At 58.8% G+C, this 22,966-nt stretch carries 20 protein-coding genes; 6 read left to right on the forward strand and 14 right to left on the reverse strand.

The window, feature by feature from the left end; all coding sequences use genetic code 11:
* Positions 1-1,225: 1,225 nt before the first annotated feature.
* From IEW18_RS20785 to IEW18_RS20795, 3 genes are read right to left on the reverse strand one after another with little or no spacing between them, the layout of a single operon-like run.
* A complete protein-coding gene (locus IEW18_RS20785; RefSeq protein WP_229728892.1) occupies positions 1,226-1,642 on the reverse strand; it encodes an IS1 family transposase in 417 nt (138 codons plus the stop codon).
* Positions 1,626-1,937 carry a transposase-like zinc-binding domain-containing protein gene (locus IEW18_RS20790; protein WP_188559815.1) on the reverse strand — a complete coding sequence of 104 codons (312 nt, stop codon included), beginning with the start codon at positions 1,935-1,937 and terminating at the stop codon, positions 1,626-1,628. The genes IEW18_RS20785 and IEW18_RS20790 overlap by 17 nt, the downstream gene beginning before the upstream one ends.
* Positions 1,871-2,353: a DUF2750 domain-containing protein gene (locus IEW18_RS20795; protein ID WP_188559816.1), complete on the reverse strand. Its 483-nt coding sequence runs from the start codon at positions 2,351-2,353 to the stop codon at positions 1,871-1,873. Before IEW18_RS20795 ends, IEW18_RS20790 begins: the two co-directional genes overlap by 67 nt.
* Before the next feature lie 236 nt (positions 2,354-2,589).
* Between IEW18_RS20795 and IEW18_RS20800 the strand changes: the two genes are divergently transcribed.
* A complete protein-coding gene (locus tag IEW18_RS20800; RefSeq protein WP_188559817.1) occupies positions 2,590-2,886 on the forward strand; it encodes a plasmid recombination protein in 297 nt (98 codons plus the stop codon).
* A 51-nt stretch (positions 2,887-2,937) separates the two neighbouring features.
* On the opposite strand, the gene IEW18_RS20805 is transcribed toward IEW18_RS20800, so the two are convergent.
* Positions 2,938-3,327 carry a hypothetical protein gene (locus IEW18_RS20805; RefSeq protein ID WP_188559818.1) on the reverse strand — a complete coding sequence of 130 codons (390 nt, stop codon included), beginning with the start codon at positions 3,325-3,327 and terminating at the stop codon, positions 2,938-2,940.
* Between the two features lie 1,667 nt (positions 3,328-4,994).
* Here IEW18_RS20805 and IEW18_RS20810 point away from each other — a divergent pair.
* Positions 4,995-5,384, forward strand: a complete 390-nt coding sequence (locus IEW18_RS20810; RefSeq protein WP_188559819.1) for a hypothetical protein — start codon at positions 4,995-4,997, stop codon at positions 5,382-5,384.
* Between the two features lie 41 nt (positions 5,385-5,425).
* On the opposite strand, the gene arsS is transcribed toward IEW18_RS20810, so the two are convergent.
* From arsS to IEW18_RS20835, 5 genes are all read right to left on the reverse strand, one after another.
* The gene (gene arsS / locus IEW18_RS20815; protein WP_188559820.1) at positions 5,426-6,472 is read right to left on the reverse strand and encodes an arsenosugar biosynthesis radical SAM (seleno)protein ArsS; all 1,047 of its coding nucleotides are present in this window, start codon (positions 6,470-6,472) and stop codon (positions 5,426-5,428) included.
* 129 nt (positions 6,473-6,601) lie between these two features.
* Positions 6,602-7,504 carry an SDR family oxidoreductase gene (locus IEW18_RS20820; RefSeq protein ID WP_188559821.1) on the reverse strand — a complete coding sequence of 301 codons (903 nt, stop codon included), beginning with the start codon at positions 7,502-7,504 and terminating at the stop codon, positions 6,602-6,604.
* On the reverse strand, positions 7,497-8,498 hold the full coding sequence (locus tag IEW18_RS20825) for an NAD-dependent epimerase/dehydratase family protein (RefSeq protein ID WP_188559822.1): 1,002 nt from the start codon (positions 8,496-8,498) through the stop codon (positions 7,497-7,499). The genes IEW18_RS20820 and IEW18_RS20825 overlap by 8 nt, the downstream gene beginning before the upstream one ends.
* On the reverse strand, positions 8,498-9,190 hold the full coding sequence (locus IEW18_RS20830) for a TIGR04283 family arsenosugar biosynthesis glycosyltransferase (protein ID WP_188559823.1): 693 nt from the start codon (positions 9,188-9,190) through the stop codon (positions 8,498-8,500). The genes IEW18_RS20825 and IEW18_RS20830 overlap by 1 nt, the downstream gene beginning before the upstream one ends.
* 51 nt (positions 9,191-9,241) lie before the next feature.
* Positions 9,242-10,333: a BamA/TamA family outer membrane protein gene (locus IEW18_RS20835; RefSeq protein WP_188559824.1), complete on the reverse strand. Its 1,092-nt coding sequence runs from the start codon at positions 10,331-10,333 to the stop codon at positions 9,242-9,244.
* A 111-nt stretch (positions 10,334-10,444) separates the two neighbouring features.
* On the opposite strand from IEW18_RS20835, the gene IEW18_RS20840 reads away from it, so the two are divergent.
* Positions 10,445-11,230 carry a DUF547 domain-containing protein gene (locus tag IEW18_RS20840; RefSeq protein WP_188559825.1) on the forward strand — a complete coding sequence of 262 codons (786 nt, stop codon included), beginning with the start codon at positions 10,445-10,447 and terminating at the stop codon, positions 11,228-11,230.
* The gene (locus IEW18_RS20845) at positions 11,220-11,840 is read left to right on the forward strand and encodes a DUF6134 family protein (protein WP_188559826.1); all 621 of its coding nucleotides are present in this window, start codon (positions 11,220-11,222) and stop codon (positions 11,838-11,840) included. The genes IEW18_RS20840 and IEW18_RS20845 overlap by 11 nt, the downstream gene beginning before the upstream one ends.
* 92 nt (positions 11,841-11,932) lie before the next feature.
* On the opposite strand, the gene IEW18_RS22070 is transcribed toward IEW18_RS20845, so the two are convergent.
* From IEW18_RS22070 to IEW18_RS20870, 5 genes are all read right to left on the reverse strand, one after another.
* Positions 11,933-12,121, reverse strand: coding sequence for a transposase (locus IEW18_RS22070; RefSeq protein ID WP_373285754.1), 189 nt, complete (start codon positions 12,119-12,121; stop codon positions 11,933-11,935).
* Between the two features lie 340 nt (positions 12,122-12,461).
* A complete protein-coding gene (locus IEW18_RS20855; RefSeq protein WP_188559828.1) occupies positions 12,462-13,310 on the reverse strand; it encodes a metallophosphoesterase family protein in 849 nt (282 codons plus the stop codon).
* The gene (locus tag IEW18_RS20860; protein ID WP_188559829.1) at positions 13,303-14,658 is read right to left on the reverse strand and encodes a sodium:solute symporter family transporter; all 1,356 of its coding nucleotides are present in this window, start codon (positions 14,656-14,658) and stop codon (positions 13,303-13,305) included. The genes IEW18_RS20855 and IEW18_RS20860 overlap by 8 nt, the downstream gene beginning before the upstream one ends.
* 10 nt (positions 14,659-14,668) lie before the next feature.
* Positions 14,669-16,117: a SusD/RagB family nutrient-binding outer membrane lipoprotein gene (locus IEW18_RS20865; RefSeq protein ID WP_188559830.1), complete on the reverse strand. Its 1,449-nt coding sequence runs from the start codon at positions 16,115-16,117 to the stop codon at positions 14,669-14,671.
* Between the two features lie 16 nt (positions 16,118-16,133).
* Positions 16,134-19,352 (reverse strand): SusC/RagA family TonB-linked outer membrane protein, encoded by a 3,219-nt coding sequence (locus IEW18_RS20870; protein WP_188559831.1) that lies wholly within the window; start codon positions 19,350-19,352, stop codon positions 16,134-16,136.
* A gap of 1,247 nt (positions 19,353-20,599) precedes the next feature.
* On the opposite strand from IEW18_RS20870, the gene IEW18_RS20875 reads away from it, so the two are divergent.
* Both IEW18_RS20875 and IEW18_RS20880 read left to right on the forward strand, forming a co-directional pair.
* Positions 20,600-21,583, forward strand: a complete 984-nt coding sequence (locus tag IEW18_RS20875) for an aspartate carbamoyltransferase catalytic subunit (RefSeq protein ID WP_188559832.1) — start codon at positions 20,600-20,602, stop codon at positions 21,581-21,583.
* 96 nt (positions 21,584-21,679) lie between these two features.
* Positions 21,680-22,957, forward strand: coding sequence for a dihydroorotase (locus IEW18_RS20880; RefSeq protein ID WP_188559833.1), 1,278 nt, complete (start codon positions 21,680-21,682; stop codon positions 22,955-22,957).
* Positions 22,958-22,966 lie beyond the last annotated feature (9 nt).

Raw genomic sequence — 22,966 nt, forward strand, 5'->3', positions numbered from 1 at the left:
GCTTGCATATACCTGCTTACGTAGGTGAGGCATCAGCAGCTACACCGTCTGTGAATCCGCTATATCAAAGACAATTCTCGACCCGTCAACTATTGGATGCTAGGATGCTACTCTCCACACCAAAGCCCCAGTATCTCGACATAGGCTGTCTGTGACTCAAACGTATCCCCGGAATTAGTTGTCCAGTAATCAATCGTATCTATTCGTAAAAATAAATAGATACCTACAAAAACGCCTCTATTCGATAACACGAGTAGAGGCGTTTCTTGTTGCAATAAATGGGCCTACATGCCGAGACACACACCTGTAAACCCAGCCGGCTCGGCAAACCTAGGAACTTTACGGACATAAGTCCAGTACGGAGTATAGAGTAGTACTTTAACCGCTATGAGACTGCGAGAGTGCCACCGTCAACTGTAGGGCTCAGCCGTGGTGAGAGCCATAGTCGTATGGTCTGTATATGGGTCTATGGCCTTAGAAGAGCAGACCGTATCGGTCGAGCGCTTGGAGGCTTTCTACGAGCAGACTGGTCCAGCTACTACTTATAGCGGCTGCTGTTGGGCGCTGATCAAATGCTGCACAGGAGCTAGGTTATAGTGGTCAGCCTGGCGGACAGCCTGCAGGTACCGGCTACATGCATTTCCTTATTCGCACTGGTAGAGAACTACCTCCCATTAGCTGTAATTGTAAGCTAGCAGGCCGGCTACTTCTTCCTGCGTGGGTTCTTTGCCCAATAGTGTTTGGCGGTGACGCATCTCGTCGATCAACTCATAGAGCAGCAGGGGCACCCGGTGGGCTTAGGGCGGTAGTTGGTGCGATAGGGAGTTCTTCCTGCTCAATCGATACGATGTGCGCAGAGTTAAAGAGGGTTCTATTTCCTCTGGCACAGATCTCAATAAGGTCGGAGGAGAGCATAGTAATTAGGTAATCCTACGCCACGTCCGCATTACCTACGTAACGAGACTGTATAGAAGGGTCTTGGTCTGGGTACAGAAAAGGCACCGCTCTGTTACAAATCGACTGGTCGTTCTTCGGTCAAATCGCTGCAAATGCGTTTTTTAGATTCTCTACGTTCGGGAAGGAGTTGACCGGAGGTTTGACCGGTCGATTCACCGGTAGGCGAACCGGTCAATTCCACCGATCGGCCATAGAATGTAGAATTATAAGCTGCTGATTGCGTTTGAGGATATGGTTCTATCCTTGGCGGTGGTAAAATAGAAGGTGATTAGCCATCCGCTTCTATGCGCCGGTTATGCTCATCGATGACGAGTTGCACGCGGATGCGGTGCATGGCCAGGGAGCGACTAAACGAACAGGTTTTGCGCACGAGCACGGCACACTTCTGCCGCAAGGAGCAGTTGATGGCTTCTATGATACTGGTTTGCCCACTGCCTTTGGCACTGGGCCGATGCGCCCCGGGTGGCAGTACCCGCCGGTAGGCTTCCCATTCATCCGTGTAGTACCAGGTGCCCGTACGGTAGTCCATCGGCAGTTGCTGCCAGAGGCGGCGGGCCGTGGCCGTGCCCCGCGTGCCCAGCACCCAGGCCACGATACGCCGCGTGTGGCGTTCGACGGCCAGCCATAGCCATACTTTGCGTGTTTTGCGTCCCACAAACGTCCACATCTCATCCAACTCCAGCATTCGCGGCCGGCTCGGTGGCCGACGGGGGCGTGGGCTGGTGTGCGCTTTTTTTTGCCAGCTTGACAATGGTGGGGCGCGAGACGCCGGTCAGGCGCACAATGGCCCGTTGCGAGACGCGCTCGACTAGCAGCTGTTCCACCTGCGCGTACTGAACGGCTTTGCGCGCCGCCGCAGGCGTGAACACGGCCTGATAGCGGCAGGCCGTGCATTGGTACTTGGGCTCGCCTTTCAGGCTGCCGTTCTTGCGCAGGGCCGTGCTGCCGCACTTCTTGCAGGTGAGAGTCGTCTGAAGCATCCATCAAGATAACAATCACCTGCTATTTTACCACTGCCTCCGTACTGCTCCAGTTCATGGAGTAGGTGGCTTTTCATTTCTTTAGCTTCCACGACGATTCCCTGCAAATCCTCTTTGGGAAAGGCCGCAATCTGAATCATCTCTTCTTGCAGTTCATCCAGCCACTCCAGGAAGTCCTCCAAACTCATCTCCTCCGTTTGATAAGCGGCACAGTCTCCTGTTAGGTGGAGCTGAGCAAACTCTTTCTCTGGCCAGACCGGTATGCTCTGACCGCCAGAATCATCGCTCAGCATCGTTATACCCTCTTGGTCTCGTAGCAGCCAAACAACTTGTGAATCAGCCATCTTTTGGACCAAGTAGGCATAACGCTTCGGAGCAGGCAACTGGTAGATGTTTTGCAGCTTGTGAACATTCATAAGAGGAGGTACAGGGATTTTTCAGCAAGCTACTGAAGGGGACTTACACCGGAATAAAATGACTTCCCAGCCGGTTATAAGGACTGATAAGCCCTGGCTTATCAGTCCTTATCCACTGCCGTTGCAAATGGAAAGTCTATCACGAAAGCAGCACCGCTCCACCCAGGTACTGGGTGGAGCGGTGCTATCGGTATATTGAGTAGTGATTAAAGTTGTTGCATTAATGCGGAATACACATGTGTAGTTCAGTCGTGCCCCACGACGCGGCGGGCAAGCTCAATTGTCGGGCCCTGCTAGGCAACCGGCCGAAGAGGCGCGCCCTGCAGACCCGCGTTGCGGCGAAGGTGGCCCCGCTCGGGCTGCCGCGCGGGGTGGAGAGGAGCCAGGCCCAGCACCAGGAGGTGAAGCGCTTCTATGGGCTGGTCAAGGAACTCAACCCGCAGTTGGAGCAGGAAGCGCAGCGCCAGGTGGCCCAGCAGCGCATTCACCAGGCTGTGCAGCAGCACAGCCGAGGCGGCGGTATAGGCATGTAATTCTAGCCTAGCTTGAACACCGGTTTTCTGTACAGGAGCGGACTTTAGTGGCTACAAAACAACGTATGTCTTTGAACCCACCGTCGCAGATATGGGAATGTAATAGGTGTTAGTGTCGCCTGAAAAGCGGGTAGGGCTGAGGGCAACACGAACCGCCAGCCAGCGGGGGTAGGCTTTTTTTACGATGACGAAATGCCCGCGCTTTAGCTCCCATGAGGCGGGCCGGCCGCTTGAATCGCTTAGGTGTCTGTACAGGTAAGTCGGGGCAGCCAATTCCATGATGCGGATGTTAACCGAGCCTGTTAGGGCCTGGTCGATGGTAGGCCTTGGCGGCAAAGTGCTTGATTTAGGCGGGATGCGGCGCACGGGGGCGGGGTTGTTACCTTGGGCCCAAGCGGCGAACGGCAGCAGCCACATGAACAGGAAAAAGCGTAGGGCCATATGACAGGAAGAAAAGCGGGTAGCACGGGCAACCCGTTGCTGGACATAATTACCTAAATAAATACGCCTTCTTCTCTCAAACGCCCAAGCCGGCGCCCGGTCCCCGGCAAAGTACCACGCCCGCAGCGGCGGACGACTGGGCCGAAAACCACCACTTTTCCGTGACCCCGCGTATAACTGAAATTATGTTTAGCGACTTTTCCGGGATGCGTAACGAGCTAGTAAAGACTGTATAAAGTTGTTTTATCTTAGTTTTTACTAATTGCTCGCGTAATGCGAAGCTACACGTTTTCCCTGCTGCTTGCTCTAGGTAGTGCCTGTCAGCCATCTTGTCCCCCCACGTTAGTGGAAGAAGCGCAATACGAAGGCGAAGGCTTTCTTATCACCCATGAGCCAGCGAATTCATTTGTCGTGTTTTACCCGGCCTGCGCCATCAACTCGCAGCATTACCTTACCTCCTTGACGGCGCACAATCTTGGTCAGGGTGTTAATCTCCCCCTATACGATCTGCGCTATGCGAGCGCTATCCTTAAGACCGCTGCCCGCCTTAAGCTGACAGAATATTCTACTGATCAGTATGCGTATCAAGGGATTTATATTGTACCCGTCCGCATCAAGTTCCGCAACCTAGCGTATGGCAGTCCCCTCGTAACCTATCCGGTACACTACGTCACGGATAAGGTGAGCATTACGACGCCTTACGCGCGAGCGTACCTTAAGCTAGACACGCTCGTTATGCTACCCTACGCTCCTTAAAGCAGTGCCAAAAGTCCCATAAGTAAATCTTATGCTAAGTTGCCAAGCAAGAATTGCCCCGAAAATCTATTCTATAGTAGCTTGCCCACAAGCCCTTTCTTAGCGGACAAGCTACTGCCGCGTACTACATGAACTGGAAAAAGAAACGAATCCGGGGCTTACGGAGGCACTACCGCGCTCTGCGGCAACGGGCAACGAGACCTAGTCCGATGCGGCTAGCCGATTTAACTTGGCTTGCGCGCTATCAACAGACCTACCATAAGGTTATAGCTGACCCGTGGGCTTGCTGTCAAGAAGTGCCCCACCAGCCGGAGTTTCGCGCCCTTTGGCTGGAGCGTTTCCTGCATACTATTCACCAGTGGCATAGTCAGCTGAAAAGGCGCTATTCGAATTTCTACCTCGCTATTTGGCTCCACGAACCCACGGCCGAAGGTTTCTGCCATTCCCGGCTTATGGTCGCGGTGGCGGAGCGGAGCCGCTACTATGAGTCCCTATTCAGCGACGCCCAAGAGATGCCCTTACCCTTGGAGTACTTGACCGTACCCGGCATCGAAACCCTTACCTGGCGCGCCTACCCGCGAGAAGCTTTGTTTACTCCCGACGAATATGCGCAAGCCGCTTCGTGGGTGTCAAACAAACCGCATACACGAGGCGTGAGTAAGCAAGGCAAGTCGTGCATCCGGGTGCAGTTTGGGTGGGAATGGGTGGGCCAAATTCCTGCCCCGGGATAAGCGCCTTTGCTTGGCGGCTGTGCTGTTAGTGCTCGAGGGCAACCTCACTGCTGTCCGGGCACTTAACATAACCGGGACTTATACGACCCTTTTCGTGAACGATGGCAGCTACGTGCACTAAAAGGCTCTGCTCTCATTTCAAGTTGGGTTTGGTGACGCAGTAGTTTCTTCCTTTGTGCAATGAACGCTTCTCCTTCCCGTCATTACGACATCCGGGCTTCCACGCTCTTGTTTATCAGTCTTGGAGCAGGTCTGCTCGGCAATCTACTTGCCCGTCAAGGGCTGTTTGCACCCGCTGCTACTCCGTACACCGTAGGCATCGGGGTGGTCACGCTGGGGCTGTTCCTGGGGCTGTACGCCTGTATCCGCAAGGGGTACCGCTGGGCAAAAATCCTGTCCGTGGGATTGTTTGTGTTGGGGTTACTCCTGTTTCCCCTCACCTACCCAGTACTTAAAACGGCGGTGGGGACGGTCACTTACGTGGTGCAAACCCTGCTCCAATTCCTGGCCAATTTCTTTATTGTGCAAAGCCTGCGGGCCGACAAACGAGGCAGCCAGACGCAAGAGTAAACGCTTGTTTAGCTGAACAAGGAAAAATATGGTCATTACGACTACACTGTTGCGCCCCCGCAGCTGGACCCACTACCCGCCGTGCAACCATAACAATGCTGGTTGACAACAACAGGCCGCTTACTGAGCATCGCAACATCAAAATCTCGGATGTGCTGTACTGGGCTGGCCACGGTGAGGTCCAGCATCTGGTTGAAATCGCAATCGTAGAGCCCTCCTTCCCAGCTAACGGAAATCGTGTTGCGGCACATGACGCCCGCCGCGGCTACTGGGTTGAAGGCGTTGACTAGCTTTTCCATGTAGCTGGCGTAGTTTCCGGACTCCATCAGGAAGTCGAGGTAGCGGCTGACGGGCAGGTTCGTGATGGCGTAAAGCTCGTTGAAGACAATGCCGAAGTCTTTGAGCAGCGCCCGCTTGAACTGCTCCTGCAGCCCCTTTTGGGAGCCCGGCAGAAAGGCCCCGTTGGGGTTGTACACCAAGTTCAGCACCAGGCCGCTCCCTTCCTGCCCGTAGCCGACGGCGTTCAGCATGCGCAGGGCTTTAACCGAGTCCTCAAATACGCCATCCCCCCGCTGGCGGTCGGTGGTTTTTGCAGTGTAGAAGGGCAGGGAGCTGACCACTTCCACACCATGCACTTTGAAGAACTCGGGCAGGTCGTAGTACTTCTTGTTGGCCACGATGATGGTGAGGTTGCAACGCACCAACACTTTGCGACCTAGTTTGCTGATTTCTTCCACAAACCACCGGAAGTCGGGGTTCATCTCGGGGGCTCCCCCCGTTAAATCCACCGTCGCAATATCGGTCTGCGCCAGCGCATCCAGGCAGAGCTGCATGGTTTCCCGCGTCATGATTTCCTTCCGGTCCGGACCGGCATCGACGTGGCAGTGCCGGCAGACCTGGTTACACATCTTGCCCACGTTGATTTGCAACACGGTGGGAGCAACGGGGAGCAGGGGGAAGAGCCCCGCCTCAGCCAGCTTCTCCCGAAATAGGGGTAGGTGCAGGGTCTGCGCCTCCTCCTGCCGAAGTACGGTTAACTGAAAAGCCGAATCGGCCAGTTGGTGGCCCGTGGCCTTGAGTGATTTCATGAAACGTGTTCGTAGAAAAGCTGGGAGACAAGCTGACTCCCAGTGCAGAACCCTGGCAGCAGAGGCGATGCGGTTGCCCATGCCCGGCAAACGTACGAGAGGATCCGCCCTCCCGGTTTAGGAGCGCCCTTATTCGTAGAAATGCCGGAGCCGACGAATAGTCCGGAGCACGATCCAGTCGCCCAGCCGGGGCAGGTAGGTGTGCACCAGCACAATGAGCTGCCCCAGGGCGGAGAGCACCGTGCGTTGCCGCCGCCGGCGGATATGCTCCACAATACGGGAGGCTACTTGCGCTTGGGTTTTCTGCCAGCGCGGCGGTCGGTGCGCAATAGGGACGGGCTCTCCGCTCGCGCTTAGTACCCGCTTGTCGGGATCATTTTGGGTGAACCCAATGTGTACCACGCCCACATGCAGGCCGGTGTCGGAAAGTTCCAACCGAAGGGTATGTGCCAGGTTGGCCACGGCCGCCTTGCCCGCACAATACGCGGAGCCACTAGGCATTCCATTCAGGGCCGAGATGGAGGAAATGAACGTGACGCTACCCCGGACCTGCAGCAGATACGGCAGCGCGGCCTTGAGTGGGTACACCGTGCCGTACACATTGCTGTCGAGCACCTGCCGGAACACCTCGGGCTGCATATTCGCAAAGTACGCCCGCTGGGAAATGCTGGCATTGGTGATGAGCACATCCAACCGGCCAAACGTCTGAATGGCGGTGGCCACGAGCGCCTCACAGGCGGCGTAGTCCGTTACGTCGGCGACGCAGCTGGCCACGACGTAACCAGCATCCGCCAGCGCCTGACGTGTCTGCTCCAGACGGTCCGCCTGTCGTCCGTTGAGCACAACCGCAGCGCCCTGCTGGCAAAGGGCGCGGGCGGTTTCCCGGCCAATACCGGACTCCGAGCCGGTGACCAGGGCGACCTTTCCGGCAAAGAAGCCCGTGCCCGGGAGCCGGATGGGTGACCGATGGGGAGTTTCCGCAGCGTCCTGCGGAGGGCCAGCTACTGCCGGAGCCAGTTTTGTATCAAACATACTGATGCGCTTTAAACCAGTAGAAGGCCTCCCGGATGGCTTCCTCCAGATCGGTCTGAGGAAGGGACAACTCGGCCCGCGCTTTCTGGACGTTGAAGTAGTGCCCGTCGTTGGCTACGGCGACCATGGCGGAGTTCACCTGAGCGGGGCGACCCGTTGCCAGCGCCTGGACATCGCACGCCACCCCGTAGAGCCGGGCCAGGAGCGCCGGGATGGGTCGGGTAGGAGGACGCACCCCCATCAGACGCGCCATCAGGGTGAACGCCTCCCGGTAGCTCAGGTTCTGATAACCCAGGATGTAGGATTCCCCGATGCGGCCTTGCGTGAGGGCATTGGCCGTGGCCACGGCCACGTCGCGCACATGCACGTAATTCTTTCCCCCGGGCGGATAGCCCGGCAGCTTGCCCCGGTAGAGTTCCAGCAGCAGCGCATTGGAAGTGGGCTTAGCGTCCCCCGGCCCCAGCATAAAGGTGGGATGCACGAGCACGGCCGGCAGGTGCCACTGGGCCACTGCCTGCAGCACCCGATCCGTAGCCGCCCGCTTGCTATCCATGTAGTCGAGTCCATACCCCTGCCCGGCGTAGGGGCGGGTTTCGTCACCAGGCTGCAACCGGCTCCCGTACCCAAACACGTTGGCCGTGCCGACAAACACAAAGCGCTCGACCGCTGCCTGCCGTGCCAGGTGCAGGATGGTTTCCGTGCCGCTTACGTTCGCTTCCCACACGGCCGGATTACGGGCCGGATTTACTTCGGCCCGGGCCGCCGCGTGCATAATGGCCGAGCAGCCCACGGCCAGGCCCTGCACCGAAGCCGGCTGGCACAAGTCACCCTCCCGGACCTCCACCCCCAGCGAACTCAGCGGGGGCAAAGGAGAAGGCATGCGGTTACTGCCCGGCCGCACGAGCGCCCGTACGGAGTAGCCTCGCCCCAGGAGTTCCTGCACGAGATGACGGCCTAGGAAGCCACCGGCCCCGGTCACCAATACTGGCCCCATCAGCGGTAGTTGAGCAGCGCCTTGTAGGTGCGGGCAATACGCGGGGGCGGCACCTTCAGGAAAAACAGGGAGAAGGCCGTCAGGTTCGCCAGCTGCACCCGCAGCCAGCTGTTGGTTTCATACTTGCGAGCCGATACCACCACATCCTGGGGCACAATCAGGAAGCGGGTTCGCCTGCGAATCCGACGAATGATGTCAAAGTCCTCCATGATGCAGTAATATTCATCGAATCCCCCCAGCGCCTCAAACAACGGCCGGGTGATAAACAACGTCTGGTCCCCTCCGCGACTCATGATGCCCTTAAACCGCGTGCCGTAGCTGTTCAGGCGCAGCATTGGGTGGGCCGAATCAAAGCGGAAACGGTAGCACCCGGCCTCATACCCTTCTTGCACAGCCTGGCAGATCGTGGCTACGTAGGCCGGGTGAATCCCCACGTCCGCGTGCACGAAGTACAGCAGCTCCCCCCTGGCATGCCGCGCCCCGTAGTTCATCTGCGCAGCACGGCCGGGCTTGGGAGACTGCAGAACCGTGGCTCCCGCCTGGCAAGCCACCAGCACGGTCTCATCCAAGCTGCCCGCATCCACCACAAGCACTTCGATTGCCTCGGGCTGGGCGTACTGACGTAACTGAGTAACTAAGCGACCGATGTTGGACGCCTCATTGTAGGTGGGAATGATAACACTAAGCGTCATAGCCGGGAAGAGTGGGAGTTCGCAAGTTGCTCGTTTTGCTCATACTTGAGTTTAAAAGGCTTCCCCGATGGTCAGATACAAGCCACGGGATTTACGGCCGAGTCCGTAATCTACCCGCAGGTTCAGATGGTCACGGCGGTTGACAGTGAAGCGCAGGCCGGTTCCGTAGGCCGCTTTCGGGGCACCCAGCCGCAGCAGTTGCCCCTGGCCTCCCAGCACGCCCAAGGAGCCAAAGGCGACGGCACCCAGCCGCTTATAGAGGGGCACTCGCAGCTCCGATTGCAGCAGGGCCGCGTTCTGGTCCCGGTAGCGCCCTTCGTAGTAGCCGCGCATTCGCCGGGTGCCCCCGAGCAGGGAGAGGGCGTTGAAAGGTGCCTCTCCGCTCGTGAAGCTGGTGAAGTAGTTCATCGCCAGCACTGCGTGCCTGGTCAGGCGATGGTAAGAGGAAACATCGGCTACGTACCGGTCAAAGGAAGTGGTCTGCCCCATGTTGCCGGCCCCAGTGGCCCTGTTTCGCAGCCAGAACCCGACATCGGCGACCATTCCCTTGGTCGGGAAAAACACCTGGTCGCGGGAGTCGAAGAACACGCCGCCCCCGCCGCCACAAAGGCGGCTGCCCCGGCTACCGGGCACTATTCCGGTGGCGAGCTGGCCCTCGGCGGCGACCTGGGTAATGTGGTAATCCTCAAATTGGTAGCGGAGCCCGGCGTAGAGCTTGCCGGAAGGCAGCGTGGGCAGAACACGCCGAAACGCATTTAGTCGCACCCGGGGAAAGCGCACGGCGTATAATTCCCGGGGAACAGCTTGCTGCCCCACCCCAAAAAAGTAGTAGGTGTAGCGGTAGTACCCGACCTCGCCATACGCATAGTAGCGGTTGTGGTCGTAGAACACCTGAAAGGGCACGTACAGGAGCAGCTGCCGGTTCTGGGTGTAGGCCGCGCCCACAGTCAGCTGCGAAGGGCGCGCCGTGCTGTCGCCGGCGTCTCGTCGGAATCGCAGGGTGGCCGTGACCGCAGCCCCGTAGGCCAGGCGCGTTTCCGGGGTGTAATACACCAACGGCAACGGCAGCAGGGTAAGGCGCCTGCGTACACTATCCGCGGGAAGCACGGTGGTTAAACCCAACAGGACAGTGGTCAGGAGCATGAGGCCAACAGGTAGTACTCTACCTCTACGAGAAAGCCGCAGCGTAGAGATTTAGGGGCCGGCAATCTTTGTGCGTGTCCGGAGCCGTATATGCCTACTCATCCGTTCGCCATGCGCCACTCCCTGCTGATCCTGCTGCTTACCAGCCCTCTTCTGGCTGCCTCTTCCGTCCCCGTCCTGGCTGTAAGCACTTCCCCAAGCGGACAGGTAGTTGCTGCCCCGGTGGAGCATAGTGCCTTTGATCGGCTGCTTAAAAAGCACGTCAATGCCCAAGGTCTGGTGAACTACAAAAGCTTCAACACCGACGGGAAGGAGTTTAACCAGTACCGGACCGCGCTGGGCAAAAATGCGCCGGCGGCCTGGCGGAGTACGCCCGGGCAGATGGCGTACTGGAGTAACGCCTGCAAGGCGTATATGATCCGGCTAATTCAGGACCACTACCCGGTGAAAAGCATCAAGGACAGTGGCTTTAACATCAAGATTCCCTTTGTGACCCCGCCCGGGGCAGCCGAGTTTAGCTCGATTGGTGGGAAAAAGATGCGCCCCGACGACATTGAGCACGGCACCCCGCGCAAGAAGTGCGGGGACCCGCCTGTCCCCTCTGCCTTGGTATGTGCTTCTAGCTCGCGTCCGCGCCTGCGCAACGAGGCCTACACCGCTACCCAGCTTGACCAGCAGCTGAATAAGCAGGGACGGGATTTTCTCAGCTGTACCAGCCAGCACAAGGTGGGCAAGGACGCGGCCCAGCTCTCCATGTACTTCGACTCGTATAAGGGCGGCTGGAACACCAACGGCCAGTCCGTCGTGCGGTGGGTCAACCGGTATTCCCCTCCCACGATGGCGAACACCGCCAAGATCACGGTTCTGGACTACAACCGGCAGCTGAATGAGCAGTAAGCGCTTGCAACGGCTGTTGGTGCTCAGTACCGTAGTGCTGGCACCCTTGCTAGCGCAGGGGAAGCCAGCGGCCGAAATCCATCGGTATGCCATCGAAGTAGCTGGCCTGCAGGTGGGCACGATGACCGCCACTCGCCAGCCGCAGACCGGAACCGATGTACTCTATACGCTCGTAAGCGACGTCCAGGTGAACTTCCTGGTGTACCACCTCAAGGTGTACTACAAGGTGGTCAATCACGTCCGCAACGGGCAGCTCTTGCTCTCCACGGTAGAAGCCCACACCAACCAAGGCAAATTCGCCTCCCGCACCGAGTGGAAAGGAGAGCATTACGACATCAGCGCCAAGCAGTACAAGCATCAGTACCACGGCACCGAGACCAAGCCGATTACCTGGACCATGACCGATCTGTTTTTCGCAGAGCCAGTGGGTCGTACGGCTGCCTACTCCGAATACTTCGGCGATTACTTCGGCCTAACCCCCGGCGATCGCAACGGGTTTTATGCTCACCGGGCTGGACGAGCAGATGAGTATCGGTATGTCGGGGGTCGACTGACCACCATCATCAAGAAGAATCCCCTCAAGAACTTCATCATCCGTCGGCTGCCCTGATCCGGCACCACAATGCCTGGCGCGGCTATTTAGAAGCTCACCTCCGGCCCGCGGGCAGGGTGGACTCCTGAGAAGAGAGTATGAAAAAAGGATTATGTCGGGTGAAGCTCATAGCCCATAAAAATGCGACTGCCTAGATGCAGCGAAGTTAACTCCAGCAGCTTGCGACCCGAGGTAATACTCTTCACGTGACCCACCAAGAGCAATTTGACGAATATGACGGGAGCAAGTGAGGGCCGGCCGCTGGGCTCTAGAAAGGAGTGAACACGTTCCGCGCGCAGCTGAAATCAACGGTTTGCAGCAATTGCTGGTAAACAGGGGGGGCGGGCACCAGTGTCAGCGGAAAGGTCCGGATCGGGTGAAAGCCGAGCAGGCACTACCAACATTCGAACCCGGCAAGGGGTTAACTTGCGCAGCAGCCACACAGCCACGTTTACTTAGCGGAAAGGTTCGCTGAACGCGTGTTCGATGTCGTTTTTCTATCCGGTCCCTGCCTATTATTCTTTCTCTCCTTGACAGGAGAATTTCACTACTTCCGGTTGCACCCCTCAGGCAGGTTTGCGGGAAGGGAAGTGGCACGCCCTAAAACCATTTCAGCTTTGCCCGAAAAGGGAGCGTGTTCTACTCGTTGGCTTCATACTGCAGCGTAATGGCCCGGCCCTGTAACGCCTTCTCTGCCTCTGGCAAAATTTCACAGTTATCCCAGATGCCCGTTAGCAGGGTGCGCGCGTAGGAATCGGGGAGCCCACTAGCCCGCATTATCTGATGGGCCCGACCGTTGTCGTAGGTAAAGGCGTGAAAGGTGTAGTTAAACCGGCCATTGGTATCATCGAGCAGCAGATACCAGACCCGCGGGGTGCCATCGTTGGCAGGCATGCCAATCACGCCCGCATTGAGCCAGCAGTGCCCGGCCCGCTCATCGACAAAGGGTAGGCCGGCGTGGCCGGCCAGTATCACTTCGGCCCCGGTAGCGGCAAAGCTGGTTTCTTTCACCGGCCAGGGAGTAGAAGAGAACACAAAATCGGCGATGCCGGTGGAGGCGCCGTGCAGCACGGCTACCGCCTTACCCGCATACCGGAAAGACAGCTGGAGCGGCAGGGTACTGAGCCAGGCGACCGAGCCGGCCGAAAGGCTCCGCACCGCATAAGGAAACCAGGCGCGGGACAACAGGTCACACCGGCTGCCCTCGGCGAAGTTACAGCCGCAGTCGTCTTCGCCCCGGATGATATTCTGTTCGACATTGCCCTGGATGGCGTGCACACCCCAGTCTTTCACAAACTGCACCGCTGCGTCGGGTTGGGCGCAGTAGCCCACGATGTCGCCGGTGCAGACGATGTTGCCCGCGGGAATCTGCAGCCGAGTGGCAATGTCTTTGAGCGTCTCCAGGGCCTGCAGGTTCGAGTAGGGTCCCCCGAAAACGAGCAGCCGGCCGCTTCGCGTGCCAAGGTCTTGGGTGAGTAGGCTATCCATGATGGGGCTTTTTGCGCAGAAGAATACAGAGCCCGAATACCGCGAAACAGAAAGCCGACGTAAGCAGGTTCGTGCTGAGCAGCGCCCCGTATTTGCCCTCGCCCAGCCGCAGGGTATCGGGCAGGGGAAACAGCGTCAGCAAACCGCCCAGCCCCAGCCCCCCCACGACCGACAGGTGAAAGGCCAGGCGCGGTACGGGCACATGCCAAAACAAAAACACGGGGGCCAGGCCCAGCACCAGCGTGCCGCTGATGGTGGTAGCCGACAGAATGGCCGGGTTGAAGAATACCGGGATGGTGCCCAGTACCGTCAACACCACCATGGCCCACCGCCCTCTCGATACGCTGGGCACGGCCGCTTTGCTCAGGTCAATGCTGATAAGCTTGGAAAACGAGGCCATGGCCGAATCGAGGGTCGACGAGGCCGAGGTAACCATGATCAGGTTCAGCAGCAGCAGCATCGGCACGCCGAAGTACCGCGCCACGGCCACCGGGGCTTCACCGGTCAGGGCGTTGAGCTTGGCGAAGATGCCCACGAAGCTAAAAAAAATGATGCAGCCCGAGCCGATAGCCCCCGCCCATAGGTAGGACGTCAGCGTCGTGCGCGTATCGGAGATAAAACCCCGGTCGGTGAGCACGGGGTCGTGAAACGGGTAGCTGAAACACTGCACCACCGCCACCAGCAGCAAATCGACGCCCTGCCCCAATGTCCATTCCCCGCTACTGAGAAAGGGCTTCAGGCTGCCCCCGTACTGGGGCAGGATAAAACCCAGAATAACCATAAGCAAGACCACAAAGAGCGAGAGCTGAATCACGTCGGTCATGATCGAGCTGCTCATGCCGCCCTTGAGCGTGTAAGCCAGCGTCAGCAGGGTGAACACCACAATGGCGACGTAGTAATCGGCCGTGCCCTGCACGCCAAAATAAGAGCCGATAACGATGGTATTGGACCAGATTTCGTTGTAGAGCCGAATTATAATCAGGAAGGTAAAGACGACCACCGCCCCCGCCCCGTATTTCGATTCAAGAAAATGGTGGATGCTGCGGTAGCCCCCTTTGCGGCGCATGGAGACGATGACGAAACCGGCCACCAGAAACGAGAGGTAATACCCCGCGTAGGCCACGCCTCCCACCAGCCCGAAGCTGTGGCCCAGGTTGGCGGCATTGGTAATCGACTTGGCAAACAGCCAGGAAATGACCAGACTACTGGTCAGGAAAACAGTATTCGGGGTCCGCTCTTTGCGGGCTCCTCTGAAAAACTCGGGCGCGGTCCGGGACAGCGGTGATACGAGAAACAGCGTGACGCTGGATACCAGCACCAACGTCCACTGCAACAGGGTTGTACTCATACGGGGGTAATCAGCGGGCCCACCATACGGGGACGTTGATGCTATTGTTTTGGGTGTTGTCGGCCGCTATCTTGTACTGCACCGCGTTCAGCGCACTTTCCGTGGCAGGGTAGGGCATTCGTTTGGGAATCAGCCCGTTGTTGAGGCTGGCCGAAATCGGTTTCAGACGGGGAAACCCCGTCCGGCGGTACTCGGTCCAGCCCTCGTAGCCGTTGTTGATGTTGCCCAGCCATTTCTGCGTCAGGATCTGCTCGATGGGGTTCTGGCCATTCTGACCGTAGGCCACCTTGCTGCTGGTCAGGTAGCTGGCGGGCAGCGCCGTTCCCCAGTAGTCAAACGCCTGGGTGATGCCCCGTTCGTACCAGTCCTTCGCCGGGGTCGATATAAGCCCCCGCTCCGCAGCTTCGGCCAGCCAGAAACTGGTTTCGGAGGCCGTCATGTAGTTCGCATACAATTTGTCCGACTCTTCCCTGAAAATCCTTCCCGTAAACGAGTAATCGGCCACTGAAATTGATAGTTTAGAGGCATCGGGGCCATTGAGCAGCCCTTTGTACGTACCCGGTTTAGCCGCAGTAGGCCGGAAATACACTCCCATTCGTGGGTCGTTCAGGCTGGTCAGTATCTCCTGGCTGGTTAAGGACATAATGAACAGGTTGAAATCACCAAGGCGGGCCGTCGACATGCGGAAGTTATTGGGTTGCGACAGGGTGAACCGGTAGACGGCGTTATCCGTGTTGGCCTTGATGAAGCCACCTTCCGTGAATACTTTTTGCAGGGCCCCCTTCACGTTTACCTTTCCCGATATGCGCATCAGCGCCTTGATTTTCAGGGAATTGGCAAACAGCACCCACTTGTTGCGGTTGCCACTGTATAGGATGTCGCCGTCGAGGGCCGCCGCCCCCTTGTAATTGTTGATGGAGGCGATGCCTTTGTCGAGGTTATCCAGGATACCACCGGCCGCCGTGTAGATAGCCTCCTGCGTATCATAGGCAGGCGTAATCATCCCCGCTTTGCCCTGCAGGGCTTGGCTGTAAGGAACGTCGCCGTACAGGTCCGTCAACGCGGCGGCCATGTAGGCTTTCAGTATCAGGGCCGGGCCTTCGTACACCCCGAAAGCTGGATTCGTGCGCGCTTTTTGCAGCAGAATCTCGTTGTCGCGCAGGTTGCTGTACAGAAACGGCCACGGATTGCCGCCGTACTGCGGTTCGCTCAGGCTGTGCCGGTCAAACAGGTTGAAGTCGATGGCCGTAAAGTACTGCCCCAGCAGGTTGCCCGCCACAAAGCCTTCGTAGGACATCTGTTCGCCGTAGTCGAAAATGATTTTGCGCAGCAGCAGCGACGGTTGCACGTCGACCGGGGCGTTGGGGTTGGTGTTGATGTCCTCGAAGTTGTCCGTACAGCCGGGCAGCAAGCCCGCCAGTGCGGTCAGCAGCAGGAGGCTATATAATTTCCGTTTCATAATCGGGAAGTGGGGCTTAGAAGTTCGCGCTTAGCTTCACGCCCACGTTGCGGGTGGTTGGGTAGGTCATGTCCTCGACACCGGTCTGCAGTTGGTTTTGCTGGAACGAGGTCTGCTCGGGGTCGAAGTGCGGAATACGCGAGAGGGCCAGCAGGTTGCGTCCTACCAGGGCAACGGTCAGCTGCTGCGTACGCAGCTTTTTGGCCAGCCATGCCGTTTCGGGCACCGAGTAGCCGATGGTCACTTCCCGCAGCTTTACATAGGAGGCATCGTAGGTGCTATTCTCCTCATTGTTGCGGTCATAATACATCCGGTAGTAGGTTTCGGCCGGAATGGCGAGGGTGTTGGGTTGGTAGTTCGGGTTATTGTCCGTGCCGGTATTCACCACGCCGGTGGCCACAATGCCCGCCTCGGGCCGGTCGGCCGTTTCGATCAACTGGCCCGCCACGCCGGCCAGGGCCAGCGTGCGCGACACCAGAATGCCGCCCTGCCGCCAGTCGAGCAGAAAGCCTGCGTTCCAGTTGCCGACGCTGAACTGGTTTGACAGCCCCACCATAAAGTCGGGGTTGTAGTTGCCCAGCTTCTTCAGCGTGTTGTCGGCAATGTACTGCCCGTTGCTGCCCACAATGAAGGCGCCCTGCGCGGTGCGCAGGTAGCCCGTTCCCCACATGTCGCCCAGCCGGTCGCCCTGCCGCACCTGGTACCAGACCGTCTGGTTCACGTTGTCGTAAATGCGGTTGTAGCCCAGCGTCAGGGTTCCGGCCTCTTCGGGCAGAGACACCACGGTGGTCCGGTTCCGGCTGAAATTCAGGTTCACGTTCCACCGGAAGCGGTTCGTCAGCATGGGCGTTGCGCTTACCACCGCCTCGATACCCCGCGACCCCACTTTGCCCCCATTAATGACTCGTTCGCTGTAGCCCGTCGAGATGGCAATGGGCAGCGACAGAATCTGATTGCTGGTGCGGGCATTGTAATAGGTCAGGTCGAAACCCAGCCGGTCGTTGAGGAAGCGCACATCAGCCCCTACTTCCAGCGAGGTGATTGACTCCGGGTTGAGGTTGGTATTGGCAATGGTGCTCTGGTCGCTGAACGCAGGTTGCGAAAAAACCGGGTTTCGGGTGGTAAACACCCCCGCGGTCTGATAGGGGCTGGTGTCATTGCCGACGTTGGCGATGCTGGCCCGCACTTTGGCAAAGGATACGACAGCGGGCAGCCGGAACTGGTTCGACAGCACCCAGCTGGCCGACACCGACGGGTAGAAGAAGGAGGTATTGGCCGTGGAGGTTGGCGTAGCCAGGGCGCTCGACCAGTCATTGCGCCCGGTGATGTCGACAAACAAGACGTCTTTAAAACCCAGCTTGGCCAGGGCATACAAACTGTTGATGCGCTTGCGGCCGCTCTGCTGGTAGACCTCCACCGGCGAGGCGGCGTTGTTGAGCTTGAACACGCCCGGCTGCGCCAGCGTCAGGGCCTGATATTGATCGAACGAGGCCAGCTGGTCCATGCGGTTGCCCCCGGCCGATACGTCGAGCGACAGCGGACCCAGGCTGCGGGTGTAGTTCAGCAGGAAGTCGGTATTGATTTCCCGGAAAAAAACGGCGTTCTCGGCGTAAGCGCCGTTTTTGAAGCGGTTGCTGCTGAAGGCCCGCCGAAACTGCCGGTTCTCACCGGAGTAATCCATGCTACTGCGCACCAGCAGCGTCAGGTTGTTGGCCAGTTCGCCCGTCACGGCCAGATTGCCAATGAGCCGGTCGCGGTTAAACGAGTTGCGATTTTCGTAGAGCGTAAAATACGGGTTGTCGAAGTAGGTATAGTTGTAGGAATATTGCTGAATACCTTCCAACCCCGGCTGCCAGTACTGCTTCATGGGGTTTACATCGGTCTGTCGGCCCAGCCAGGCACTCAGGGCGTAGTTGGTGTTTTCCGAACCGTACTTGGTCGCGGGGCGGTTGGCACTGCCGCTGTTGATGTAGTTGAGCGAGGAGCTGAATTTCAGCCGCCGGGTCGGCTCAAACTGCAGCCGGGCGGCCAGGGTTCTGCGCTTCAGGTTCACCCCCGGAATAATCGACTGGCTGTTAAGGTCCGTGAAGGAGAGCCGGTAGCTGCCTTTCTCGTAGTCGCCCGAAACAGCCAGGTTGTTGATGGCCGTATGCCCCGTCCGGTAAAAATCGCGCAGGTTGTTGGGGTGGGCCACAAATGGCGTCGGGGTGATGGGCAGTCCGCTGTACACCTGCGTATCAGCGCCGCGCACCTCCCGGCCGTCGGGCAGGGTCACGGGGCTGTCGTACTGCGGAATCAGCAGGCCCGCGTCCAGCCTCGGGCCGTAGCTGTAGGAAATGTTGTCGTTGATGCCCCCGCCCAGGCCGTTGCCGTACTTAAACACCCCGCTGTTGCCCTGCCCGTAGCTGTTCTGGAAGCGGGGTAGCTGAAACGGCTGCTCGGCGTAGAAGGTGCTGTTGAAGCTCACGCCAATGCCTTTGCCCGCCGACGAACCGTCCTTGGTCGTAATCAGGATGACCCCATTGGAGGCCCGGGTTCCGTACAGGGCGGCCGCGCTGGGTCCTTTCAGCACCGACACCGATGCCACGTCGTCGGGGTTGATTTCCCCGGCCCCGTTGCCGAAATCGATTTCCTGAAACCCGTTGGCATCGTCGTTGACCCGGTTGACCACCGTGGCGTTGTTGATCACTATGCCGTCGACCACGAACAGGGGATTATTGTTGGTGAAGGACGATTCGCCCCGGATGGTGATGCGCGACGACGCCCCCACCCCGGTGGAGCCGGCCGTGACCATGACGCCCGCCACTTTCCCCGCCAGGTTGTCAAGGAAGTTGGGCGCCTTTACCTCGCTGACCTGCCGGCCCTCTACCTTCTGCACCGCGTAGCCCAGGCTCTGGGCGTTGCGCTCCAGCCCCAGGGCCGTTACGACAACCTCATTAAGGGCAAGGCCCGCCACCAGTTTAACCGTCAGGGTGGTTTGCCCCGTGTACTGGACCTTCTGCGATTGGAAGCCCAGGCTCGAAAAAACAAGGGTGTCGGCTGGCTGGAGATTGGTAAGCGTGAACGCGCCCGTAGCATTCGTGAGCGTAGCCGCCTGCGTGCGTTTTACCTGCACACTAGCTCCTACAATCGGTTGTGCTAAGGCATTATCTAAAACCAGCCCGGTAAGTTCCTGGGCAGATGCAGATACAGATAACAAGGAAAGAACGGTAATGCGTAGTAATACTGCTTGCATTTAGGGGGAGTATGCTAGGGAATAAATTTTGGCAACTTACGGAACCTGAGGGGACAGTGGATGTCCTAGGTGGGTGCAAAGGGGATAAGTGGTCAAGCTACGCCGGCCACAAGGGGACGAGTTTTTTAAGTTGGGTTTCGAAATAGGTGGGGGCGGGGTAGCCGAGGGCGGAATGCCGGCGTTCGTCGATGTGATGGCTGACTTAAAGCTGGCTTCGGTCAGAACCGGGGAAGCTGCCGCCGTTAAGCAATTCAGCTGTGAAGCGACTTTAAAACAATTCGGCGGGGGCGTTGTCACAGCCGTTGCCGCGCCGGCTCATGCTTTGCAGTGCACCACGTTGCGTAATCAAGGCCTTGAATCGGATGGCCGTGTACTGGCTGCCCCAGGTGACGCCCCGGCGTCACTTAGGTCGGAGTACACGAGTGGTTTGCCAGGGGGCCGGCGCATGGCCAGGGGGCCGGCGCATGGCCTTCGTAGGAAGGGCTCGACTAACCGAACCAAGCTGAAAGGTTAACACATTGGCGTTTTGCTCGTGTTTAGTAGCTGGTTTAAGCGGTTATCGAGGTGGCTAGTGGGTGCTGCATCAGACACCCGCCCCGGTGGTGGAGCCTAACCAGACCACCTCCTTGGCAATGGGGCCGGCCCGTCGGCTGAGGCGAGGGCAGTAAAGGGCTGAAATTAGGGTGACTTGTGCTGGCTTAAGCAAGTGGCTACCCGAGCCTTCATTTTATGGATGGCGAGAAACGACAAAATGGGCGTCTTTGAGCCCGTTAGGTCAAAAAAATGAAGCGGGAGAAAAACGGCGCAAAAAAATCAACAGGGTTGATGAGTTACCGGGCGTAACAATGCCGTATTTTCGCACCATGCTTCAACCAAAAAACTTGTTGATGAAGCGCGGAGGCACCCTGCTCGGCAGGGAACCGCGAGTGGGCCGGAAGGTCTTCGCCACCATCGGTTTTCCCGATTTTGCCTCCGGCATTTCCGTTGTTCTTTCTGCGTGTTGCCCCGTCACCGTTTCGGATTCCGAAACGGTTTTTTTATGTCCGTTTAGGTTGTCCGCGGCTGCCCCGCCGCCACTTCCTGCCACCCCCGGACGCCAACTTTCCCGCCGCCAATGGCGACGGCGGCTACCAGCGCCTCGGCTTAAGGCAGTAGCCGCCGTTGGCTTCTCCGGCAGGGGTAGGGGCAGATAAAGACTTCACATTGTCCGTTTTAGCTAGACAACCTCACTTTTCCTCAGCTCCGGTATGGCACGTAAAGACCTGCTCGACATTGCCTCCCTTCACCGGGAGGAAATTGAGTTTTTGCTCGACCAATCCACGTCCTTTAAAAAATTGTTCACCCACTCGGTGAAGAAAATCCCGGCCCTGGAGGGTAAGTCCGTGCTCATGCTGTTCTACGAGGCCAGCACCCGGACGCACTCCTCCTTCGAGGTTGCGGCCAAACGCCTCTCGGCGGAGGTAACGAATTTCGACGTCGCCCACTCCTCCATCACCAAGGGCGAGTCGGTGCGCGAGACAATTGAGACGCTCCAGGCCATGCGCACGGACTACATCGTCGTGCGCCACGGTCACCCCGGCCTGCCCGGCATGATTGCCCGTCAAACCACGGCCTCGGTTATCAATGCCGGCGACGGGGCGCACGAGCACCCCACCCAGGCCCTGCTGGACGCCTTCACCATCAGGGAGAAGTTCCCCGACCCCCGGGGCAAAAAAGTCCTCATTATCGGCGATATTCTCCACTCCCGCGTCGCGCGCTCCACCAGCACCCTGCTGCAAAAGCTGGGCGTCGACGTCGCTTACCTGGGCCCGGGCTCCCTGGTGCCCAAGTATGTCCCGGCCACCATCCCCCGCTTCACCGACTACGAGGCGGCCATGGCCTGGGCGCCCGATGTCGTGTACCTGCTGCGCGTGCAGATGGAGCGCCAGGACGTGCAGTTTTTCCCCAGCGTCCGCGAATACCACCGGGTCTACGGCATCACCACCGCCCGGCTGGCGGAAATCCGCGACCGGGGCCTCTACATCATGCACCCCGGCCCCGTGAACCGGGGGGTGGAGCTGTGCGACGCCGTCATGGACTACGAGCGCAGCCTGATTACTAACCAGGTTGAAAATGGCATTTCCATCCGCATGGCCGTGCTCGACTGGCTTACGCCGGGCGGGGAGTTCCCGCGGCAGGAATCAACGTATGCCGCCTGGCAGCGAGCCAGCTCACCGGTGATTGTGCCCTAAATGCCGGTCGCGGCGGCGGAGTCCGCCCGTGTGTTTTCATCTCCAACCGCTAGAATATTTCCCCACTTCTTGCCAGTTTACAGCCCTCCTACATTCATGCTTCTCCTTCAAAACGCCCGCATTGCCTCCGAAAATTCACCCCTGCTGCTCGAAGGCGATGTCCTCATGGTCGAAGGAAAAATTCAGGAAATCGGCAGCGCCCTGGCCATTCCCGCGGGCGCCCGCGTTATCGACGCCCGCGGCCGGGTGCTGATGCCGGCCATGTTTGATGCCCACGTCCATTTCCGCGCCCCCGGGTTTGAAAACAAGGAAACCATTACGACGGGGAGCGAAGCGGCCATCAACGGCGGCGTGACCGGCGTGGTGATGATGCCCAACACTCGTCCGGCCCTCGACTCGGCCAGCTCGGTCGCTTCCGTGCTGGAAAACGCCACGCACCGGTCCCGCATTCCGGTGTATACCTCCGGCTGCGTGACCAAGAACCGCGAGGGCAAGCAGCTGGCGGAAATCGAGGGCATGCGCGAACTGGGGGTGAAAATGCTCACCGACGACGGGGATACCACCAGCGACCCGGCGGTGCTGCTGCGGGCCATGCAGTACGCTACCGAGTTCGGGATGTTTTTCGCCAGCCATTGCGAGGTGCCGGAGCTGGCCGGGCCGCGCGCCCTGAACGAAGGGGTGATGAGCTACCGGCTCGGCATCAAGGGCTCGCCGGCCTGCGCGGAGGAAATCATCATCGACCGCGACATCCGCCTGGCCCGGGCGGCGGGCGCGCACGTGCACATCCAGCACGTGTCCAGCAAGGAGGGCATGGAAACCATCCGCTGGTGGAAATCCCGCGGCGACGTGAAGGTGACAGCGGAAGTGGCCCCGCACCACCTGCTGTTCACCGACGAGCACATCGGCGACTACGACACGAACTACAAGATGAACCCGCCGCTGCGGACCCAGGCCGATTGTGACGCCCTGCTCGAGGGGCTCATCGAAGGCGTCTTCGACCTCATTGCCACCGACCACGCGCCGCACACGCCCTTTGAAAAAGCCCAGGATTTCATCAGCGCGCCCAACGGCATTACCGGCCTGGATACGGCCCTGGTCTCGCTCTACCACTTCTTTGTCGAGCCCGGCAAGTTTGGCTGGGACCTGGTGGTGAAGCGCTACTCGGCGGAGCCCCGCCGCCTGATGGGTTTGCCGGTACCCACCATCGAAGTCGGCCAGGAAGTGAACTGCGTCCTGTTCGATCCCGCAGCGGAAACAACCTTCACGCGGGAATTCATGAAATCCAAATCCCAGAACACGCCCTTTATCGACCAGACGTTGAAGGGTCGGGTAGACCTGGTGATTCTGGGCGCGGAAATCCTGCTGGAGCGCTGATAATTAGGG

The sequence above is a fragment of the Hymenobacter glacieicola genome (genome assembly GCF_014640315.1).
GTDB classification, from domain to species: Bacteria; Bacteroidota; Bacteroidia; order Cytophagales; family Hymenobacteraceae; genus Hymenobacter; species Hymenobacter glacieicola.

Excerpts from the sequence above, each read along its gene's own strand:
- IEW18_RS20880 (WP_188559833.1), top strand. The coding sequence starts at position 21,680 with ATGCTTCTCCTTCAAAACGCCCGCATTGCCTCCGAAAATTCACCCCTG.
- IEW18_RS20845 (WP_188559826.1), top strand. The coding sequence starts at position 11,220 with ATGAGCAGTAAGCGCTTGCAACGGCTGTTGGTGCTCAGTACCGTAGTG.
- IEW18_RS20855 (WP_188559828.1), bottom strand. The coding sequence starts at position 13,310 with ATGGATAGCCTACTCACCCAAGACCTTGGCACGCGAAGCGGCCGGCTG.
- IEW18_RS20830 (WP_188559823.1), bottom strand. The coding sequence starts at position 9,190 with ATGACGCTTAGTGTTATCATTCCCACCTACAATGAGGCGTCCAACATC.
- IEW18_RS20825 (WP_188559822.1), bottom strand. The coding sequence starts at position 8,498 with ATGGGGCCAGTATTGGTGACCGGGGCCGGTGGCTTCCTAGGCCGTCAT.
- IEW18_RS20790 (WP_188559815.1), bottom strand. The coding sequence starts at position 1,937 with ATGCTTCAGACGACTCTCACCTGCAAGAAGTGCGGCAGCACGGCCCTG.
- IEW18_RS20860 (WP_188559829.1), bottom strand. The coding sequence starts at position 14,658 with ATGAGTACAACCCTGTTGCAGTGGACGTTGGTGCTGGTATCCAGCGTC.
- IEW18_RS20800 (WP_188559817.1), top strand. The coding sequence starts at position 2,590 with ATGTGTAGTTCAGTCGTGCCCCACGACGCGGCGGGCAAGCTCAATTGT.
- IEW18_RS20835 (WP_188559824.1), bottom strand. The coding sequence starts at position 10,333 with ATGCTCCTGACCACTGTCCTGTTGGGTTTAACCACCGTGCTTCCCGCG.
- IEW18_RS20805 (WP_188559818.1), bottom strand. The coding sequence starts at position 3,327 with ATGGCCCTACGCTTTTTCCTGTTCATGTGGCTGCTGCCGTTCGCCGCT.
- arsS (WP_188559820.1), bottom strand. The coding sequence starts at position 6,472 with ATGAAATCACTCAAGGCCACGGGCCACCAACTGGCCGATTCGGCTTTT.
- IEW18_RS20840 (WP_188559825.1), top strand. The coding sequence starts at position 10,445 with ATGCGCCACTCCCTGCTGATCCTGCTGCTTACCAGCCCTCTTCTGGCT.
- IEW18_RS20820 (WP_188559821.1), bottom strand. The coding sequence starts at position 7,504 with ATGTTTGATACAAAACTGGCTCCGGCAGTAGCTGGCCCTCCGCAGGAC.
- IEW18_RS20810 (WP_188559819.1), top strand. The coding sequence starts at position 4,995 with ATGAACGCTTCTCCTTCCCGTCATTACGACATCCGGGCTTCCACGCTC.
- IEW18_RS20785 (WP_229728892.1), bottom strand. The coding sequence starts at position 1,642 with ATGCTGGAGTTGGATGAGATGTGGACGTTTGTGGGACGCAAAACACGC.
- IEW18_RS20795 (WP_188559816.1), bottom strand. The coding sequence starts at position 2,353 with ATGAATGTTCACAAGCTGCAAAACATCTACCAGTTGCCTGCTCCGAAG.
- IEW18_RS20865 (WP_188559830.1), bottom strand. The coding sequence starts at position 16,117 with ATGAAACGGAAATTATATAGCCTCCTGCTGCTGACCGCACTGGCGGGC.
- IEW18_RS20870 (WP_188559831.1), bottom strand. The coding sequence starts at position 19,352 with ATGCAAGCAGTATTACTACGCATTACCGTTCTTTCCTTGTTATCTGTA.
- IEW18_RS20875 (WP_188559832.1), top strand. The coding sequence starts at position 20,600 with ATGGCACGTAAAGACCTGCTCGACATTGCCTCCCTTCACCGGGAGGAA.